General features: G+C 41.0%; 14 protein-coding genes. 5 read left to right on the top strand and 9 right to left on the bottom strand.

Annotated features, from left to right (window positions below; all coding sequences use genetic code 11):
• Positions 1-10: 10 nt before the first annotated feature.
• The 5 genes from KXQ82_RS05830 to KXQ82_RS05810 all read right to left on the bottom strand — a co-directional run bounded on the left by KXQ82_RS05830 (position 11) and on the right by KXQ82_RS05810 (position 9,759).
• The gene (locus KXQ82_RS05830; protein ID WP_219487218.1) at positions 11-2,437 is read right to left on the bottom strand and encodes a glycoside hydrolase family 3 N-terminal domain-containing protein; all 2,427 of its coding nucleotides are present in this window, start codon (positions 2,435-2,437) and stop codon (positions 11-13) included.
• Positions 2,438-2,594: 157 nt separating this feature from the next.
• Positions 2,595-3,839: an alpha-1,2-mannosidase gene (locus KXQ82_RS05825; protein ID WP_255563468.1), complete on the bottom strand. Its 1,245-nt coding sequence runs from the start codon at positions 3,837-3,839 to the stop codon at positions 2,595-2,597.
• On the bottom strand, positions 3,829-5,046 hold the full coding sequence (locus KXQ82_RS05820; protein ID WP_219487217.1) for a glycoside hydrolase family 88/105 protein: 1,218 nt from the start codon (positions 5,044-5,046) through the stop codon (positions 3,829-3,831). Before KXQ82_RS05820 ends, KXQ82_RS05825 begins: the two co-directional genes overlap by 11 nt.
• A gap of 135 nt (positions 5,047-5,181) precedes the next feature.
• Positions 5,182-8,163: an endopygalactorunase gene (locus KXQ82_RS05815; RefSeq protein WP_219487216.1), complete on the bottom strand. Its 2,982-nt coding sequence runs from the start codon at positions 8,161-8,163 to the stop codon at positions 5,182-5,184.
• An 18-nt stretch (positions 8,164-8,181) separates the two neighbouring features.
• Complete coding sequence (locus KXQ82_RS05810) at positions 8,182-9,759, bottom strand: glycoside hydrolase family 28 protein (RefSeq protein ID WP_219487215.1); 1,578 nt, start codon at positions 9,757-9,759, stop codon at positions 8,182-8,184.
• Between the two features lie 449 nt (positions 9,760-10,208).
• Here KXQ82_RS05810 and KXQ82_RS05805 point away from each other — a divergent pair, with 449 nt between their 5' ends.
• The 3 genes from KXQ82_RS05805 to KXQ82_RS05795 all read left to right on the top strand — a co-directional run bounded on the left by KXQ82_RS05805 (position 10,209) and on the right by KXQ82_RS05795 (position 15,876).
• Positions 10,209-11,477: a site-specific integrase gene (locus tag KXQ82_RS05805; protein WP_219487214.1), complete on the top strand. Its 1,269-nt coding sequence runs from the start codon at positions 10,209-10,211 to the stop codon at positions 11,475-11,477.
• A 309-nt stretch (positions 11,478-11,786) separates the two neighbouring features.
• Positions 11,787-15,353, top strand: a complete 3,567-nt coding sequence (locus tag KXQ82_RS05800) for a DUF6443 domain-containing protein (RefSeq protein ID WP_219487213.1) — start codon at positions 11,787-11,789, stop codon at positions 15,351-15,353.
• A 1-nt stretch (position 15,354) separates the two neighbouring features.
• Positions 15,355-15,876: a hypothetical protein gene (locus tag KXQ82_RS05795; protein ID WP_219487212.1), complete on the top strand. Its 522-nt coding sequence runs from the start codon at positions 15,355-15,357 to the stop codon at positions 15,874-15,876.
• An 11-nt stretch (positions 15,877-15,887) separates the two neighbouring features.
• Here KXQ82_RS05795 and KXQ82_RS05790 read toward each other — a convergent pair whose 3' ends face one another.
• Together KXQ82_RS05790 and KXQ82_RS05785 are read right to left on the bottom strand one after the other, a co-directional pair.
• The gene (locus KXQ82_RS05790) at positions 15,888-16,430 is read right to left on the bottom strand and encodes a hypothetical protein (protein ID WP_219487211.1); all 543 of its coding nucleotides are present in this window, start codon (positions 16,428-16,430) and stop codon (positions 15,888-15,890) included.
• Positions 16,431-16,532: 102 nt separating this feature from the next.
• Positions 16,533-16,760 carry a helix-turn-helix domain-containing protein gene (locus KXQ82_RS05785; protein WP_219487210.1) on the bottom strand — a complete coding sequence of 76 codons (228 nt, stop codon included), beginning with the start codon at positions 16,758-16,760 and terminating at the stop codon, positions 16,533-16,535.
• 100 nt (positions 16,761-16,860) lie between these two features.
• Between KXQ82_RS05785 and KXQ82_RS05780 the strand changes: the two genes are divergently transcribed.
• The gene (locus KXQ82_RS05780; protein WP_219487209.1) at positions 16,861-17,391 is read left to right on the top strand and encodes an SHOCT domain-containing protein; all 531 of its coding nucleotides are present in this window, start codon (positions 16,861-16,863) and stop codon (positions 17,389-17,391) included.
• A gap of 18 nt (positions 17,392-17,409) precedes the next feature.
• A complete protein-coding gene (locus tag KXQ82_RS05775) occupies positions 17,410-17,784 on the top strand; it encodes a hypothetical protein (protein WP_219487208.1) in 375 nt (124 codons plus the stop codon).
• A 56-nt stretch (positions 17,785-17,840) separates the two neighbouring features.
• On the opposite strand, the gene KXQ82_RS05770 is transcribed toward KXQ82_RS05775, so the two are convergent.
• Together KXQ82_RS05770 and KXQ82_RS05765 are read right to left on the bottom strand one after the other, a co-directional pair.
• Entirely contained in the window at positions 17,841-19,118 is a 1,278-nt protein-coding gene (locus KXQ82_RS05770; RefSeq protein ID WP_219487207.1) for a DUF6538 domain-containing protein, read from the bottom strand.
• A gap of 304 nt (positions 19,119-19,422) precedes the next feature.
• A complete protein-coding gene (locus tag KXQ82_RS05765) occupies positions 19,423-19,635 on the bottom strand; it encodes a hypothetical protein (protein WP_219487206.1) in 213 nt (70 codons plus the stop codon).
• Between the last annotated feature and the right edge of the window lie 33 nt (positions 19,636-19,668).

Raw genomic sequence — 19,668 nt, 5'->3', positions numbered from 1 at the left:
GTTTATTTTTTTATTCAACTATAGCGAACTGTTTTTTTATCCTGATATCTTCTGATGAGCTACCTATCCTCACCTCGAATGTGCCGGGCTCTACCGTCCAGTTCATATTCTTGTCCAACAAAGCAAGATCGTCCGGGTGTAGGGTAAACTTAACCGTTTTGGTTTGGCCAGGCTCCAGCGTAATCCGTTCAAAACCCCGCAGTTGGGTATCATAAGTTACTACGCTGCTTTGCATATCCTTTAAATAAAGCTGCACCACTTCATCGCCTTTAACTTTGCCTGTGTTTTTTATATCCACGCTCACCTGCACATCACCTTGCCGGTGCTGGCTATCGGGTGTAACCAGCAAATTACTGTACAAAAATGCAGTATAGCTCAACCCGAACCCAAAAGGGTATAAGGCACCGTTAACGCTGGTTTTGCCATAACCGTTTGGACCGGCGGCCGGCTGGTTGGCTTGCGACGATGGTTTGAACGGAAAGTTAAATTCGATCTGCCCCGTTGTTTTCGGGAAGGTAATGGATAGCTTGCCGCCAGGGTTGTAATCTCCAAAAATTGTTTCGGCAATGGCTTGCGCACCCGCGTTATTCGGGAACCAGGCCTCTATAATACCATCAACATACCGGTTGGCCCAGTTAACGGTTAAAGGCTGGCCGTTTATCATCACTAATAACACCGGTTTCCCGGTAGCTTTTAAGGCTTCCAGCAGTTGTTCCTGCCTTCCGGGAAGGTCAAGTCCCGTACGCGATTTGGCCTCGCCTACCTGGTCTTCATCTTCACCCAAAACCGCTATAACTACATCCGATTTTTTGGCCTGCTCCACCGCCTCGTTTATCGATGCCTGCTCCTCTGCCGTTAGCGGTGTATTAATAATTTCGCTTTCGGGCCAGGTGGCGTCAACCGTGTTGCAGCCTTTGGCATAAGTTACTTCGGCTTTAGTACCCACATATGTTTTAATTCCATCCAAAACAGTTGGCATGGCTATGTTCGAGGGACCGTAGCGGCTTATCAAATACCTGTTTGCCGTTGCCAGCGGACCAGCCACTAAAATCTTAGCGGTCTTTTTAATATCCAGGGGCAAAAAGTTATGGTCGTTCTTTAACAGCACTATCGACTGGCGCGCCATGTTCAACACAAAATCTTTCGTGTTTTTTGGGTTAACTATTTCGTCGGCCTTTTTAGGGTCGGCAACATAGGGCTGGTCAAACAATCCCAACTTAAACTTAACGCGCAGCACATCTGCTACACGGCTGTCAAGCGTTTTCATCGAAACCTTACCTTCTTTTACCAATTCGCGCAGCGGGTTAATAAAGGTACCCGGCATGGTAAAGTTTGTACGCACATTTAACCCCGCCTCAAACGCCTGGCGCACTGCATCTTTCGGGTCAGTAGCTACATGATACTTAGAGTAAATAAACTCTACCGCCTCACTATCCGACACCACATATCCCATAAAGCCAAACTTTTGCCTTAGCAGTTCTGTCAAAAAATAATAACTGCCTGTTACGGGAATGCCGTCCCAATCATTATAACTACTCATTATACCCAGCGGGTGTGCTTCTTCTATCACCCGCCTGAAGGGGTACAGGTATATCTGCTGCATTTCGCGCGGCGCTACGTGCGGGTCGGTGCGGGCGCTGCCATCGCGGCCTCCTTTGGGTACGCTATAAACCGCAAAGTGTTTCAACGTTGCAGCAACGCCTTGGTCTTGTATACCAATGGTCATTTGCTTACCCAGTTCGGCTATCAGAAAAGGATCCTCGCCGTAGGTTTCAACTACACGCCCCCAGCGCTGATCGCGGGCGGGGTCCAATATCGGCGCGTAAATATTGGTATAGCCCAAAGCTTTTGCCTCGCGACCAACGATCATGCCGCCTTCGTAAACTAAACTCTTGTTCCAGGTGCTGCCAATGGCAATGGGTGCAGGTAATGGCGTGGCCCTGTCGTGGTTTAGGCCGTGCACGCCCTCATTCGTAAAATCAACAGGTATGCCCAGCCGCGTTTCTTCCACAAACCATTTTTGTATGGTATTAATGGCTTCGGCGTGCCTGCTGTAAGGGTACGAGTATTTGGTATCCGATGAGTGGTGATAAGCCAGTCCGTTCAACTCCTCGTCAATATTGGCAATGCCGTCCTTCCATATCTCGTTCTTCCATCCCGGGGTAGGCATCTCGTCCTTCAATACGCGGCCATACCCATAAAGCGTGGCCGTCTGGCAGGTTTTCTCGTCCACCGTCATCTGCGACAGCAAGTCGGCAACACGGGTATCAATGGGTTGCGACGGATCTTCAAAAACATCCATCTTCCCGTTCTTATTAAAATCTATCCAGCCTTTATGGTAAATGTTTTTTTGCTGGGCATCTACCCTGCTCATCATCATAAAAATCAAAAACACAGTAAATCCGCTGTGTTTGGCATCCCATCTATAAAAATTCATATTTAGTAATAAAATGGTTTTGGACAAGCTATTTACAACCGCCCGGTTTTTCAAAGTTAGGTTTAAAAGCACGGAAACATTATGGTTTATCAGCTATTAACTCATCCGTTTTTACACGTTAAGTATACCTGGCAACGGTTCCCTGAAACATCCAGCGTCATTGTTTGTTCTTTTTATATCTCCTATCCTTTTCCCACAATAAACGGGCGGTTATCGGCATCGATACGGCAACTTTATTGGTGCTGATCTCGGCATTGGCCATATTCGCAAACATATCGGGCCTAAACTCGGCAAGGTACAGGTATTCATCGCGCACAAAATTATCGCCACCTGCATGCCCTGTTCCGGTAGAGCCATCAACCCTGCCAGCAAATTTCCCATCGGTTACCGTGCCCATCACTACATCGCAATAGGTATTGGCAAACGGCACGAGGTCGTTAAAAGTAAGTTTATACCGGCCGCTGTTATAGGCAATCCACAAACCTTCGCTATCGTAAGCGGCATGGTTGGTATCTTCCATCCCCCGCGGCAAGGCATAGGCCCAGGTATAAACCAATGTACCCTTGGCCGACCGGCCCGGCCTTAAACTACTGATAAACCAGTTGATATTTGGCTGTATAATGGCATCATAAGCTGCCACTCTCTTGTTATCATCCTTAAGCAGTACATGGCACTCCACCAGCCGAACCAGGGCGTTGGTCAGCATCCATGCCTGGTTCCAGGGTGCAGGCTCGTTCGCTTTGTAAGTGTTCGGTTCGCCCGGAAAGTAGTAGTGATTGTTTTCGCTGCGGCGGATAAAATGCGGCAGTATCCAGTTATCAACCACATAGTCACCCTCGATGATGTATTTCAGCGCCCTTGCCTTATATGTATAGCCAAAATGATATGGGTCACCTATGTCAACTTTAACATCCCACAAGTCCGGGTTTTGCAATATCAGCTTTGCGCAGTAGCACATGTGTGCTATCTCATCGCCTTGCTCCACTCCTGCACCGGCAGGCTTTACATCCGGATTCGATGATGGCCACACCGGTTCAACCTTTCCGGTCCACACAATTCGCTGTCCACCCTTTTCTGCAGGCCACAGATCGTTGCGGCGCGACAGCATCTCATCGCAATAATAGATCATCTGGTTCAGGATAGCCCTATCGTGCGATACCTCATACATTAAACCGCAGGCCTCGATACTTTTGCCTCCATTGCCAAACACCCAAACATTACCGTTGCCGGGCGGGGCGTCTGCCGTTTCAATATGCGCCTTAAACGCGTTTATCTCATTTTGGGTAACCGGCCCCTCCAGGCTTTCCACTATCATTTTTTGAGCCACCGCACAAAAAGTGATCAGCATTAAAAAAGCCGCCAGTGTAATTTTTACAGGGGCGGCTATTTTCTTATTTTGCATTCTTTTCTGCTTTTATCAGTTCGGTACCTGCCATCAGTAAAGCGCCTAAACCATGCGTATCGTTCAGTTCTTTAGGCCGGTTATAATAAAAGCTCAGGTTCTCTTCCATATTGGTACCTATGCATACATCCTGCAGTTCGCCATCGGGAGTGATTTTAGTGGACAGGCCTTTCCAGGCTTCTTTGGCAATGGCTAAATAGCGCGGGTTTATCCAGCCTTCGTTTACCGCGTGGGCAACCGAGTAGGCATACATGGCCGTTACCGATGTTTCTAAATACGAGTCGGGTTTATCCAACACCTGGTGCCATAAACCGGTTTGATCCTGGTAGCGCGAAAACCCAACGATCTGCCTTAACAGTAATCGGATCAGTTCCGCTCGTTTAGGATGATTAGCCGGCAGGTTGCTGATGAGCTGGCACTGCGCCACAGCCAACCATCCATTTGCACGGCCCCAGTGGCCTACACCGTTCATTTCGACATCGGTAAAATAGTTATGGAAAAATAAACCCGTACGGTCATCATACAGGTATTTGTTAAAATTTTCTACCTGTTTTATGGCATCGTCAAAATAACGGGTATCGCCGGTTAATTTCCCCATACGGGCTAAAAGCGGCACACTCATAAACAGGTCATCCGCCCAAAGCGTCATATAGCGCGGCTGCGGCCTCGATAGTGTTCCGTCCGGGAAACGTAATTGTTTATGCGAAATATAATCGGCAGCCCTATCCAGGTAAGCACGGTATTCCTTTTTATGAGCAAGTAAGTCAACATCAAACAGTCCTGCACCCATAGCTCCGCAGGCATCCAGGTTGCTCATACTAAAATAAGGTCCGTATTCTGTTTTTACCTTTTGTTTATACAGCTCCTCAAAATAAGCCAGGTTGTTAAAAATAAACTCAAAATTATGCTGCGAGTAGTCCGAGTATTTGGTATCATTTAATACGGTCGCGGTTTGCATCATGCCGATAGTGAGTACCCCATTCACATACATCCATTTGTTGTAGGTACTTTCGGCCTTTACATCACCCGATGAGGCCAAACCTTTAGTCGATTCGTACTTTTCGTGTGTTTTGGTATTCACAAATTTAAAGGTGGTATTTTTTATGATGTGATCGGCAACACGGCGAACCACTTCCTCGGTATTCGATGTTTGCCCATATGTAACAGCAGGACAAATTATTGCAATAAGGAGTAACACTTTTTTCATAAACTGACTATTGGTTTTAGCTGGTTAACAAATCAAAAGTACAATTATCCGATAAGTACAATTATTGCTTATTGGCATATTATTAGGAGTTATTGACAAGGAACTAATGCGATCATTATATTGATCAATTTTTTGCTATTGTTGTGGTATTTTTAAAATCATGCTCCTGCTACTGGCATTTTTGGTCGCAATGTGTGCAGGCAAACTCCCCCATAAGTCCTGAAAATAAATAAAATTATCAATGCGGATATCAGAGGCATTTTTAAGTGCAATTGATGCATTATTATCATTGGGCCTCACAACCTTAACGTTACTTAATTCTGCATTTTTAACATCATCAAAAAACAGCGCATACCTGCTATCGCGTTTTTCATAATTAAAGTTACTTTTTTTGATCGTTAAACCATCAACATGTCTCGCCCATAAGCCGTATGCAGGTTGTACTTTTAAATCGCCAATATTATACTGACCAACGCCCATTTCCGGTGGTACTGCAGCGGTATCAGCGGCCCCGTTGCCGCCTTTAACCAAAATACTGATACCATTTAATGTTATATTTTTAACGTAGCCTGTGTGTTTATCATTGGGCAATCTAAAATCAAGCCCGTCTGTAATATCTCCCGCATCGGGCAGTTTATAACCGGCAATAATAGCGCTGGCTTTTTTTTGCGAGCCATTATAAGGCTGCCACCGTTTGCCATTGTATGAACTCCCGCCGTATGTTTCATAAACATCCAACCCGTTTAAACTGACATTTTCAACCCCGCCTATATTTACATTTTTCACTAACAATTCACCGTGCTTTTTCTCATTGCCGCTAAAAATATACCTGGCGGCATCGGCGCCAATTACACGGCCCCTGTTTGATATGGATATAAAAAACGGGGTTGTACACCTGTACATTTTTGAACGCGTGTGTATGGATCCTGTGTATCCGCTGTTCAGCTTTACGTTATTGATGTGGCCGCCATCGTTCACTGAAATGGAAAATCCGGCTTTGTTGCTGCCCAGAACATAAATATTATCCACATACACATCGGTAATATCATCGGCTGTTTCCGAACCCAACTGTACCAGGTTACAATTGGTATCGCCCACTATATTGCGAACCCGGTAATTACGTGCAGGCCGGGTGAAACCCAGCGAACAATCAGACCCCAATTTGATAATATCATCTGATGTGTTAGTCACATAAATATTCGTTGCGTTAACATTATTACAGCCCATAAAATCATAAATATCGCGGGTGTTGGAAACAGACTGCCTGCCCATATAAGTATCATGCACGCTAATGCTATCGCTGCCGGTTGCCAATAATACAAAATGGCCCGAGCGGTCTATATTCAGCATATTGTCTACATTCAACTTAGCCCCGTTTTTGCCTATATAATAAGGCTCATCTTTATCCGCATCATACCACATATCTTCTTTGCGGTAAAGCCCGCCAATCTCAATATTGGTACATAGTTTTAACGCGAATATTTTATCAGCCCTGTTATCAGGGGCGTTATTCATTACTTTATCGCCATTAACCAGGTTACCATCGCCGGTAATCCGCCCATTGCCAATAATTTTAATATTATCCACTCTTTCACCAAAAAACATGGCATTATGAAAATATTGGTGCCCAACATCCTGTTTTGTCATGTAGTTCTCCGGGTCGGCATAAGGCCCCATATCTGTTGGCGAAAGACCTGACCGGTATTTCCTATCGCAGAACCAGGTAGTTTCTGGCGCATCATTTCCTTTAAGCGCCTGTAGCGTGGCCCCCTTATCAATATACAGGTAAACATTACTTTTAAGATGTATTGTACGCACCATGTATATACCATTACCAAAATATAATGTACCGCCACCAATACTGTTCAAATAACTAATGGCCTGGTTTATATTGTCCGTGTTGTCTTCGGCTGCGATTGCACTTTTAACCCACTTACTGATATTGACTTTGCCCGAGTAAAAATGCACAATGTTTGATGCGCCTTTATGCGGCCCCCCGGCAAGCAACAACCTGAAAGCATAGTGCTGATCGGGCAAGAGCCCTGAAACAGTAACGTTGCCCTGCCCAGGCTTAATAACAGCTAATGCAGGTTTCCAGTGTATGCCGCCATCGGCGGATTGCATCATTTTTATAGCAGTACCAGGCACTGCGCCCCAATTAAAAGTTGCGCTGCTATATGTTTGTGGTGTTTCCATATACAACACAGGCTTGGGGGCCACCCGTACAAAATCAGTTATTGTATTTGTAACTGCTAAAACGGCAACCTCGGTACCTGTGCCCGGGCTTGTTAATTGCTCAGGTTGTGATGTAGTGTATTTGCTTTTGAATACGTATTTCCCTGTGCGCTTTAATCGAATATTGTTGATGGTAATTTTAAGATCGGTACCATTGTCGGGCCTCAAATCAAGGTGTGTAAAAGTTATTGTTTGCCCTACAGTAACATTGCCTGTTATGGTAACATCACCAACCTTGTTGTATGAATAATGCGTACCTGTTCGCCCTATGGATTGTGTGCTAAGATTTTTTAACATTACATCGCCACGGCCTATCACATTTACGGTTGTGTTATCCATGCTGGCATAAACGCCTTTTGGCAAACAAATAGTTACGCTGGCATCCGGGCTTCGTTGGCCGGCTTTGAAATTTAACGTGAGGTTAGTGCTGGCATTTATGGTAATAGCGCTTTGCGCCAGCGTAAGTTGCCCGCCCAGGGCCATTGCCTTTGTTGATATACAATAGGTTTTAATAACCTCTCCTCCTGTGGAAGTAATCATTAATCGATCACCCGCTACGATCAAGCCATCGGTTTTCAAAACACCTGTTTTATCCTTAACAACATATTTTTGAGCGGTACCGTTTGAAGTAAGCAATTCGGCAAGGAACTCGCCGGTAGTCAGGTTAGTTAACACCAGGCCTTTATCCTCTGGCGTATCAACATTGTATCTATATGTGCTCCCGGTTATTATGGTTATGGTATCTTTTCCAATTGCTGCGATATGACCGGAATTTACTGTGATGATTGCAGTTGTGCTTGCACCGTGTTGCGCCATAGTTTTTAAATAGCAAAGTATAAGGCAAGCTGCCGCGGCTTTTTTAATTACCTTTTTAATTTGCATAATAGTTTTGATTAAGGTTTAGTTAACTATAGTAACGTTTGGGACACCTTGAACCAGGCTATTTTCAACTAACTTTACAGGTACCCCACTACTCCCCTCCACACGCACAAATGACGCCGCATCAGAGCTCTTTGCATCTACATGCATAATAACAGCAGCGGTAACATGCTCCAACCTGATGATGGCTTCTGTTTTTGTAGTTTTAGGCACTGTCCAGCCATTCAACTCAATATCCTTTCCGTCTTCGCAAACAAATACAGGCCGCATATCATTACCTCCGATAGTAAAACTTATGTTATAAAGCTTTAAGCCTTCAACATGCCTTGCCCATATGCCATAAGCCGGAATGACGGGTCCAAAAGTTTTTACTTCAGGATATTGATCAATAGCCTCTGGTACAACCTGCCTTGAGTTTTCTATGTTTCCGCCACCAGCCAATTGGATAGCAATATTTTCAAGTTTTAGGTTTTTAATGTTGTGCCCGGGTATGCCTGTGATTAATATACCCGATGGCGGCATCAGCTGTGCGTTATCTGCCGCTTTGGCCTTTACGTTACGGATGGTTACATCCTCCAGTGTACCGGTTTGCTGCCTGATATCCTCTCCTTTACGAAAAATGCTAAGCCTTGAACCCAGGCGGATAAGGATCGGTGTTCTAACCTCAACCATTGTTATATCCGAAATACCGATATCATGCAAATGTGCGCCATCCACACTTAACAATTTTATACCACCGTTTTTGGTATCGTAAATATAGCAGTTAGCTATCTTAATGTGTTCAAAAGCGGCCATCGATTCGGTACCCATCTTAATTGCACCCTGGTTGCTCTTTAAACGCATACCACTAATAAGAACATTGCTGCAAGGCATTTTGCTTGAAGTTGTTTTAAAGCACAGTGCATCATCGCCGCTTTCAATGTCACTGTTTTTAATATCAACATCCTGGCAACCGTCAATATCAATGCCATCATTATGTGCAACACCTACACTTAAAAGTTTAATATTGCTGATACTGATGTTCCGCGACTGAAAGTAATGTGATGTCCATGCGGCGGAGTAAAGCAGGCTAACTCCGCTAATTTTAACACCATTACAACGCACAACGCGCAGTAAAAATGGTCTGCGCCCCCACCGCTGCCCTTCGGGCCTGTTATCGGTTAATATCTGTTTTGCTTTAACAGCAGCGCCCTGCCCGTCAATCATGCCTTCGCCTTCAATACCAACGTTCATCACATCAACGGCGGCAATTAACGCCCAGCCAACCGGAGTGCCCAGGCCTTCTACAAATGGGTCCAGGTTTTGATAATCGTTCAGGTCTGTACTTGCTAATAAAACAGCATCTTTTCGCAGTAACAGCGTCACGTTGCTTTTTAGTACGATGGTGCCGGATAAAAAGCGCCCTTCAGGAAATATAACCTTTCCGCCATTATTTTTTGCGCAATCGTCAATCGCACGCTGTATGGCTGCGGTATTGAGTGTAACACCGTTACCTATAGCACCGTAGCTTGTTATATTAACCTCAGCAGCGTGTACGCGGGTAGTAAATACAAGGCTCAGTATAACAAATAAATATCTTGTTTTTTTGTTGCAGCTCATTTGAAAAGCAGTTTGCGATTTCTAATCTCTGACATCGCAACTCAGCCTGCTAATTTCCTGATATAAAAAAAGAATTGTTAAGCTATTTTGGCTATCCGTTGTTCTATTTACACTACTGAAATAAATCTGCAACGTTAACAAGGGCGGGGCCACCGGACAATAATTACTTACCGCACCAATAGTGTGCATCAGCTTGAGGAGTGAAAGGGATCACTAAAAAATAAAATCCTCTCTAAATCAGCGACTTAGAGAGGATTTATAGCGGCGGATTTGCCGTTTTGTGCGCCCACCTGGGCTCGAACCAGGGACCAAAAGATTATGAGGCTTTTGATCATGGTTCCGAATGAATCAAAATGGGCTTATATGGCAGAATTAGGGCATTTTATTGTCATTTGAATTTGTTTCATACCATGCAAAACCGTATATTGTCGTACCTATTTCGTACCAATATGTCGGTTATAAAAGTTGTTCTAAGAAAAAAACCTAAAGCAGATGGCACTTGTCCATTAGCATTGCGAATTTATAAAAATGGCAAGGAAAGCTACATTTATCTTGGCTATTACATTTCACCCGATAATTGGGATGTAAGTGCACAGCGTGTAAAAAAATCTCATCCAAATTCTGTACGGTTCAATAACCTGATAGCTACTAAAGTTGCGGAAGCTATGGGAAAAACGCTTGAACTGGAAGCGAGTACAGAACACGTTTCGAGTGCAGCCATGAAACAAAAAGTAAAACCAAGGGGTGGTGCATCGTTTTTCGGCCAAGCAAAAATGTATATAGACACGTTAAAGGAAGCGGGTAAATATAATCGATATACTGCCGACAAATCCAAAATTGAGCACTTTAGAGAGTTTTGCGGCTCATCCGAAATTGCATTTACTGATATTACCGTTGCGTTTTTGGAGCGTTTTAAACAGCATTGTATTACAAAACTTGGCCTTGGTGAGAGAACGGCAATTAATCATTGGGTAGTTATTCGATCTGTATTCAGTCAGGCTATTAAAAATCAAATTACCGATCCTAAAAACTATCCATTTGGTCGCGGTAAAATCGTAATTAAATTTCCAGACACAAAGAAGATTGGCTTTGCTGCGGGTGATGTACAAAAACTCGAAAATGTTGAATTGGTTTATGCATTGCAAAATCACTCTCGCAATGTCTGGCTGTTTTCATTCTATTTTGGCGGGATGCGTGGCTCCGATGTATTACGTTTGCGTTGGTCAGATTTCAGAGATGGTCGATTGTACTACACTATGGGTAAAAATTTAAAACCTGTATCGCTCAAAGTACCAGACAAGGCTCAAAGGATTTTAGAATTTTATATTGACCAAAAGAAAAAACCTGACGATCTTGTTTTTCCTGAACTTAAAATGCTTCCTGATTTAGAGAATAGATTTGAAGTGGAAAAGCAAATTGCCAATAGTATTTGTCGGATTGACAAACTATTAACTAAAAAGGTTGCTCCCAAAGCAGGGATTACCACTAATATTACAATGCACATTGCAAGACATAGTTTTGGTAAAATTGCAGGTGACACGATTGCTTTAACAACCGCCCAAAAACTTTTCAGGCATTCTGATATTGCTACAACTATGGGGTATATGAATAATTTCGTACATAAGGATGAAGACGAAGCGTTAGACGCTGTTATTAATTTTAAAGCATCGAACGATAACAAAAAGCCTAAACAGGCAAAAGAAAACAAAGTTGGCTAACCGTTATGTTTACGATGCACATTTGCCCGGCATACGTTTATTGACCTGGCCGGTGAAAGAATCTCGCTCGTGATGCTTCAAAAAATATTCAGGCATAACAGTATCATTACAACAATGAACTATATGGTCGCCTTTATTAATAAAGCTTCTAACGATGTTTTGAAAACGGTAATTGGCAGAGTAAATAAAATAAAGAGCCAATTAGGTTCAGAAATCGAATAGGTCTATTCTTTTCAAAAAGACACAGGGAAATAATAAATATTGATATTAAAATACATATCTTTAAATCAAGTATCTAAACCTTGATTTATGAATTATCAATTACATTCAAAAATTCTTTGGCGCTTTTCAATCATTTTCCTAAATATATTAGCCGTAAACAATGCTTTTGGACAGCTAATATTAAATCAGGCGAATACAACGGGGACATATACGGCCCCTCATACAATAGAACTTTCAAATGGTTTCTCATCAGATAACTTTTCAGGAAGTATAACACCTAACTGTGTCCCGTTAGGCATATCACTTACCAACAATCAAAATTACATTGTAACTTATACGCCAAGAGTTGCGGGAATAACAAATCCTGCCGATCCTAATAATACAACATGTGATGTTATGGCTACCGTCCAATATATTGATGGATTGGGTCGTCCGATGCAAATAATTCAAGTTAAAGGCAGCCCCACGCTAAGAGATATTGTAACCCCAATAGCCTACGACCAATTTGGGCGTGAAAATACAACCTACGATCCCTTTTCAGCATTGCCAATAAATAGCAATGGTAGTTTCAAAGTTAATGGATTCTCCGATCAAATGTCATTTTACAGTAACCCATCAAATATTTCAGGATGGAATGCACCTGGTGTAAAGAAAAATAATTTCCCTTTTGCAGAAACAGCTTTTGAGGCATCCCCGCTAAATCGCCCAATTGAGCAAGGTGCACCCGGTGACAATTGGCAACTTACAGGTAAGACCGGTACAAGCTCTCCTGGTCACACGGTAAAAATGGATTATACTACAAATGATGCTTCATCATCATCTGGAAATGGTCGCTGGGCAAAAATGTATCGGGTTAGTTACGACAGTAATGATAAACCCTACTTAGTAGATGGCGGAAGTTACGGTGGTAGCCAACTACTTATAAATATCTTCAAAGACGAAAATTGGCAAAACTCCGATGGGAATGCAGGTACAACAGAAGAATATAAAGATAAGCAAGGGAACACTGTTTTAAACAGGTCTTATAATACAGGAGGCGTGGCTCACTCAACTTATTACGTCTTCGATGATTTTGGAAACTTAGCATTTGTTTTACCCGCTTCTGCTGATCCTGACAATGGCGCAATAACCCAGGCAACTCTTGATAAATTTTGTTACCAATACCGTTATGACGAGAGACAGAGGTTAATAGAGAAAAAAATCCCCGGTAAAGGCCGTGAATATATAATCTATAATAAAATAGACCAAGTTGTTGCTACACAAGATTCTTTAAAGAGAATTAATAATCAATGGGCATTTGTTAAATATGATGCCTTCGGAAAACCTGTAGTTACCGGAATCTGGAATAATGGTGGTGTAAACATAAGCAGAATAGACTTACAAACTTTAGTTAATTCTCAAACTTCTTTATGGGAACGCAGAGATAATACGAATACAGGTAGCTATTACTATACTTCTACAACTTTCCCAACAAATAATATTTCGAAAATACTAACGGTAAATTACTATGACGATTATAGTGTTCCAAATTTGCCAAGCGCATACGATAAACATGCGCAGTATAGCCAAATGACCAATGGATTGCTTACTGTATCTCTAACAAGTATCTTAGATAACTCCGATCTGCTTTGGTCGGCACATTACTATGATAACAAGGCTAATATTGTCAAAACTATTGCGCAGCACTATGTGGGTGGTACAACGAATTACAATACCAACAACTTTGATGAAATTAAAAATAGTTATGATTTCACAAATACTATGATTACATCGATTAAAGACCATCATAACGGAAGTAATCCCCTATTAACCATCATTGATAGCCTTGCGTATGACCATACAGGACGAAAAATCGAAGAATGGAAAAAAATCAATGGTGGCACTAATATTTTAGTAGCAAAATTTGACTATAACGAAATAGGGCAACTCAAAACCAAATCGCTGCATAGTGCTGACGGAGGGGCAAGTTTTTTACAAAACTTGAATTATACTTATAATGAGCGTGGCTGGATGGTAAAGGACAGTGCTGCATTATTTGTTTTTCAACTTAAATACAATGATGGCACGGTTCCGCAATTTAATGGTAACATAGCCGATCAATATTGGGGAACAGGCAGTAATTTAACAAAGAATTACTCCTATTCGTACGATAAAATGAACCGCCTTTTAAGCGGTATTTCTAATGAGAATTTTACCGAAAGTAATATTTCCTATGACAAAACAGGTAATTTACAAACATTGACAAGGGTTGACCCTCGCGTCCCAGCCACTTATAATTACACCTACGGCTATGATGGCAATCATCTATTAAATGTCACTGGATTAACCGCAAATAATTACCAATATGATGGTAACGGCAATGCATCCTATGATGCACATAACAACGCTTATATTAGTTATAATATTCTTAATCTACCAAGCGCAATTTCTGGGTCTAAGACCATTAGTTACACTTATGATGCAGATGGTAATAAGCTCAGGCGAACAAGTGCAAACACAACCTTCGGCACAGTCGACTACGATAATGGGATACATTACTTTAATGGCGTAATAGACTACTTAGAAACCGGAGAAGGAATTGCCAGGCGGAAGACCGATGGCAGTTTTAGCTATGAATATACTCTTACTGATAATTTAGGAAATAGTAGAGTAAGTTTCAACGATAGCAGTCACGTTGCAAGGATAATTCAAAAAGATGACTATTACCCTTATGGCTTGAACTATAATCGCTATGCTTTTGGGACAAAAAATGACATCCTTTACAACAAAAAAGAATTGCAAGAGGAAATGGGTCAATACGATTATGGCGCGCGGTTCTATGATCCTACAATAGGAAGATTTTTGGTCATTGATAAATATGCGGAGAAATTTCAGGGAATCAGCACATACCAGTACGCTGCTCTTAATCCTATTAAGAATATAGATATGAATGGAGACTCTGTCTGGACAACATCAACCAGAGTACAGCATGGAAAAGATGTTACAGAGACCCGCACAATTCACATCACTGGCAAGGTTTTAGACGCCGCAGGCGTAAGTTCTGTTAGAGCTGGCGAACTTGCGGCATCCTTAAATGATAGATATAATGCTCAAACAGCTACGGATTCGTATAAAAACAATGACGGCGGGACAACACATATAACTTATAATGTAGATGCAAAATTTGAAGCAGCATCTTCAATAAATGATGTTAAGAACAGTGATCACTTAGTTGCCATTGTGGATCAGGTTACTGGTAAAGCCGATCCTAAATTAGGGGGAGGTGATGCAGTTGGAGTCGCTCGATTAAACGGAAAAATTTCTTATGTTGAAGCGACTGGTAGTTTAAAAGGCATGACAGATATCGCCTTTCATGAAGTTGGACATAATATGGGATTTGACCATCCAAACGCCAACAGTACATCTGATCCGATGTCTTACACAGGTCAGGGGGCCAATTTTTCTAATAAACAAGTGATAGATATTTATTATAATGCTTCAAGTGGCATGCTTAATCAAGGAGCTAATAGAGCCATTATAACTAACAAACAAAACCGTGATTCGGATGGAAATCAAGTTTCAAGATCTTACTCAACGCAAAGTCATCCATATGTTGGTAACAGAAGATACGGTATGCTTGTTCCATTACCTATTGCTGACCCATCACATAAATAAAATGAAAATTCTAATTATAGTCACGTTGATGCTAATTTTAGCGTCATGTAAATCGAAAGATAATTTAAAATCAGTATCGGTTTTTATTGATCCTTCTCAAGGTTATGATGTGCCCGTTAAGCATGTTCGCGTATTTCTTGATGACGTTCAAATTGCTGATAAATCGGTACTTAAAGGCGATGTATCAACAAGTTTATTGATAAAATGTGTTAGCATTGATTCCACAAAAAACCATGCGATTGTGGTCAAGATTAACGATAAGTCTATTTCAATTAATCCCGCCAATTACCACTCGAAGTGCATTGCGATATTTACAGGATACGATACGAATATTAAAATCCGAGAAAGTTTCCGATTATTCGAAAAAAGATCAATATTAAAGACGGGTGTAATCCCTAACTATAATAAATTTATTGATAGCATTAAACTAACAAACACCAAAAGCAAATATGACTCTATTACATACGGAGTACAGTTAAATAAATGCTGGTGTGATTCAGCAGGACATGGCTACGGTTATTAGATATATTGTGTCTAATCAAATTTTTTGTTTAGCATTTGAAGCTGCTCTTGGATTGCTAATGGTAAAGCAGACATTATTGCCTTTTGATAATACTCTATAACTGTTCCGGCTCCTGACAAATAAACTTTGCAATAACTCTTTAGGTAACGATCAAAATAATAACCATGAACATTAGTACTTTGAGCGTTGACTAATAACGCCCTCACTTCCTGTAATGTCAAGTTAAAATACTCGGTAATTATATGAGATAACGTATCTCTACTCATAACATAGTGTACGCAGTAATTTGCACCCTTATTAAATTTTTCAATCATTACATTTTCCTTTAGCATCATAATTTCGCTAATTCGTCCATCGACGTAATTAGTTTTTGCGCTCGTCTTGGTCAGCCAATCGCGAGCATTGTAATGGGTTTGAACTTCTTTAGCTACAATGTTTTGTACCTCTGATGAGGTCTGACCAATATAAATTTGTAAATGTTCAATTGATTGCCCCAAACAGGTAATTTGAGTAATAAGGAATATTATAATTAAGAATTGAAACTTTTTACTCACGGCTTATTTGATGATTAAAAATCAATCATACAAAATAGTGATTTTTTCTTTCGTTGGCGTATGTGATGGGTAGAAAGATGGAAAAGAAAAAACAGTGAAGATTTAGTCTTTCATTTTAAATAACTCTGCCGGGCTTATTTCTAATGCTCTTGCTAAGGCGTAGATCGTAGAAAGTTTTGGATTAGTCTTCCCTAACTCAATTCGGTTAATTTGTACCAACTCTAATTCGGCAATATTTGCAAGTTTCTCTGTTGAAAGCTTTTTGCTCGTCCTGATATTCCGCAAATTCTCGCCGAATATTTTTAAATCGTTTTCTGAGCGTTCCGCCATGCTCAAAAATCGAACACCGTGTAAGATAAAATTTAGTACTATAGTACTAAATTTAGAAAACTTTGTTTATTTTTGAGTTACTAATAAATCTCAACGCTTTATGAAACATATTTTACTTACTGGCATACTATGCCTTGTTGCTATCGGGGTGATGGCACAGAAAAAAACCGAATACAAAGCATCTAACGGTATCACGTACCACGTTGGTGATACGGTAAAATTAGGGCGAGGTTCAAGCACATCAGGAAACTTTATGTATGTGCAAATGGGCGGTTGGGCTAAATCCCTTACTTACCAATCCGGCAAAGGCGCAGAGCAATACGATCTTGACAGAAATTTTGCGGGGCGAGGTGCGATTATAAAAAAGATACGCTCCGAAAAGTCAAATGGTGCTGAACGTATCGTGTTTACAGTGGGCATGGGTAATATCAGTAATTACGATATGTACATTGAAGATGCCATTGGCACATGCGAGATAGCTGATTGCAAAAAGAACATCCCTAATAGCACCGCAGCAGCAGTTGCGCCAAGTGCTGCCGATGAACTTGCTAAATACAAAAAACTGCTTGATGCGGGTGCAATTACAAAGGCCGAATACGAAGCCAAGAAAAAGAAATTATTAGACCTGTAAACCTTAAAACCTATAACTATGAACTTAATTTTAATACTGCTTGTCCTGATACTCATTGTAGTAACGGGTTGGAAAGTGTACCGCTTTTTTACCGATGGCAGGATTGTGGATACAGACGAGTTTTTTAAACAACGTACCGTTACGATTTTTTATAAAACCGGAAAAATACAGATTGGCAATAAAAGCTATGAAGTTAATCAGGTAACAGGCATTGCCACAAACACCGTTACTGACAGGAATGGTCGTAACGCTTACCATGTAACAATAGAATTGGACGATATAAGAAACCCCGTCCATAAAATCGGCGTACATGGCGGCCTGAAAACCGCCGAACAATTCAGCCAGCGAATTTGTGTAGCTTTACGCAAGGCGGGTGGCCCAAGTTTTAAATAAACCCCATTTTCCCCTTAATAAAAAGAAAGCCCAAGCAAATTGCCTGGGCTTTCTTTTTATAGTTTTATCTGAATTTTTTTCATGGCCTCTAATTTATCTTCTAAGGTGGCCCCACTGCCATAAGTGGGACGCTCGAACTTATGACCCATTAAATCAGCTTGCACTCTATCGAGAGTTTTAGCTGCCAGTAATCTATCTTGGAAGCTATGCCTTAATGAATAAACAGAATGCTTCTCTGATGGTAGTAAATTGTTCTCCCGAAGAAATTTACCCGTAGCGGAAGTCAGGTTATCCGAACGATCTTGATATTCACTGAATCCGTTAGGGTGTTTCAAAAATACATCGTAGGCGTAGCCCGTAAGAGGAATAATACGTTTTCTATACTTAGTTTTTAATTTCCTTTTCACTTGCGGCTCAATAACTATATGCGGGATTGCATGATTCAAAATTATATTCTCAGGTAGAATGCTCGTTTGTTCAGAAAACAACACCCCCGTTTCCGCAAAAACATGAAGCAAAGATTTATTTATTTCATTCATACCCGCTAAGTTTTTCTCATTGAGTAAAGTGTCCCTGATATATTCTGTTGAAAATGGCGGCCTCGGCTGGTAGTCATCGTCAAATGCCAATCGTGCGAAAAGATGAGTTGCATCAATTTTTATTTTAAAATGTTCGCACACTCGTCTAATCATTGTTTTTATATAAATAAGATGCTTGTTTGCGGTGCCTGGCCCAACTTCTTCATTTAAAATTCTCTGTATCCACCAATCTTTATATTTCAGAAAATCGTCCCGATCTAAATTCGCCAATGGCTTATCGCCGATACAAACAATAAAGTGATGCATGGCAAGTATTCGAGGGTTCTTCCACTTTCTTATTTGATTTTCGCTTTTGGTAAGAACGATATCATTGCTCAACTCCCAAAAGTGGGGCAATACGTCCGTAAGCATAATAATTGGTTGTTCAACTCCACCTAAAACCGCCTCGGCAGTTTTGGGTGTGAAGTTTTCGCCAACATGTAAAAGCCTATTTACAACCTCGTTTAAAGGCAACTCAGCTATGTTTTTACTTTTTTGGTAGTAAAAACCATAAAGACCAGCACGTTCTATGACAGCTTTGTAATTCTCGTGCGAGTGCTTTAAGCCTGTTTTTAATAGCGCATCCCAATAGATTTCGAGTTTTGCATTTTCAATAGCTGCTAACTTTATTGCCAGTTTTTCACTATCGGTTTTGAGTGAAAACCTAATCAATTTTTTGGCTATGTATTCCCGAAGATTAAACGGAACACGTTTGTTGAAGTAGTACGAATTGGCTTGGTAAATAAGATGTTTCATGGCTGGTGTATCCCTAAATGTGTAATCGAATGTGTCCAAATTCGAGAAACCATCTACCAGCGTCCGAGCCAATTATTGTAAAAACTTAATGTTATTAAAGAGTAATTATCACTCAAACATCGTTTTACAAATAAAAACTGGCGGAGACAGGGAGACCGTTTCCCACAAACTCAAATTTGTAATCATTTGAATTTGTATAAAAAATTTCCCTCGTTTGCCATTGGGTATACCAATTTGTGTACAATGAGGTGTAATGTTTTATATCTCCATTCTACAAGAACCCACCATAAAAGCAACTACTTTTTTAATCGCTCTCTTTGCCTAATTTAATCGCTAAATCCCAAAGGTGATTGTTTGCTTCAAAGGATTTCATTTCTTCATGCATACGCTTGAAAATTGGCAAGTACACATCGCCATAATCTGAAACAACTTTGGCAGCTATTTGGTAGGCTTTTTTTAAATCTCTAATTGTCACATGTGAATAGTTAGCTTTAGTAGCAATTTGGTTTTTATTCATTTATTCTTCCTTCCTAAAAATGCGAAATCATCT

This window comes from Mucilaginibacter rivuli, from assembly GCF_019391655.1.
GTDB classification, from domain to species: domain Bacteria; phylum Bacteroidota; class Bacteroidia; order Sphingobacteriales; family Sphingobacteriaceae; genus Mucilaginibacter; species Mucilaginibacter rivuli.
This window is presented reverse-complemented; position numbering and strand designations above follow the sequence as displayed.

Coding starts and splice junctions, on each gene's coding strand:
- KXQ82_RS05830 (WP_219487218.1), bottom strand. CDS start 2,437: ATGAATTTTTATAGATGGGATGCCAAACACAGCGGATTTACTGTGTTT.
- KXQ82_RS05825 (WP_255563468.1), bottom strand. CDS start 3,839: ATGCAAAATAAGAAAATAGCCGCCCCTGTAAAAATTACACTGGCGGCT.
- KXQ82_RS05820 (WP_219487217.1), bottom strand. CDS start 5,046: ATGAAAAAAGTGTTACTCCTTATTGCAATAATTTGTCCTGCTGTTACA.
- KXQ82_RS05815 (WP_219487216.1), bottom strand. CDS start 8,163: ATGCAAATTAAAAAGGTAATTAAAAAAGCCGCGGCAGCTTGCCTTATA.
- KXQ82_RS05810 (WP_219487215.1), bottom strand. CDS start 9,759: ATGAGCTGCAACAAAAAAACAAGATATTTATTTGTTATACTGAGCCTT.
- KXQ82_RS05805 (WP_219487214.1), top strand. CDS start 10,209: ATGTCGGTTATAAAAGTTGTTCTAAGAAAAAAACCTAAAGCAGATGGC.
- KXQ82_RS05800 (WP_219487213.1), top strand. CDS start 11,787: ATGAATTATCAATTACATTCAAAAATTCTTTGGCGCTTTTCAATCATT.
- KXQ82_RS05795 (WP_219487212.1), top strand. CDS start 15,355: ATGAAAATTCTAATTATAGTCACGTTGATGCTAATTTTAGCGTCATGT.
- KXQ82_RS05785 (WP_219487210.1), bottom strand. CDS start 16,760: ATGGCGGAACGCTCAGAAAACGATTTAAAAATATTCGGCGAGAATTTG.
- KXQ82_RS05780 (WP_219487209.1), top strand. CDS start 16,861: ATGAAACATATTTTACTTACTGGCATACTATGCCTTGTTGCTATCGGG.
- KXQ82_RS05775 (WP_219487208.1), top strand. CDS start 17,410: ATGAACTTAATTTTAATACTGCTTGTCCTGATACTCATTGTAGTAACG.
- KXQ82_RS05770 (WP_219487207.1), bottom strand. CDS start 19,118: ATGAAACATCTTATTTACCAAGCCAATTCGTACTACTTCAACAAACGT.
- KXQ82_RS05765 (WP_219487206.1), bottom strand. CDS start 19,635: ATGAATAAAAACCAAATTGCTACTAAAGCTAACTATTCACATGTGACA.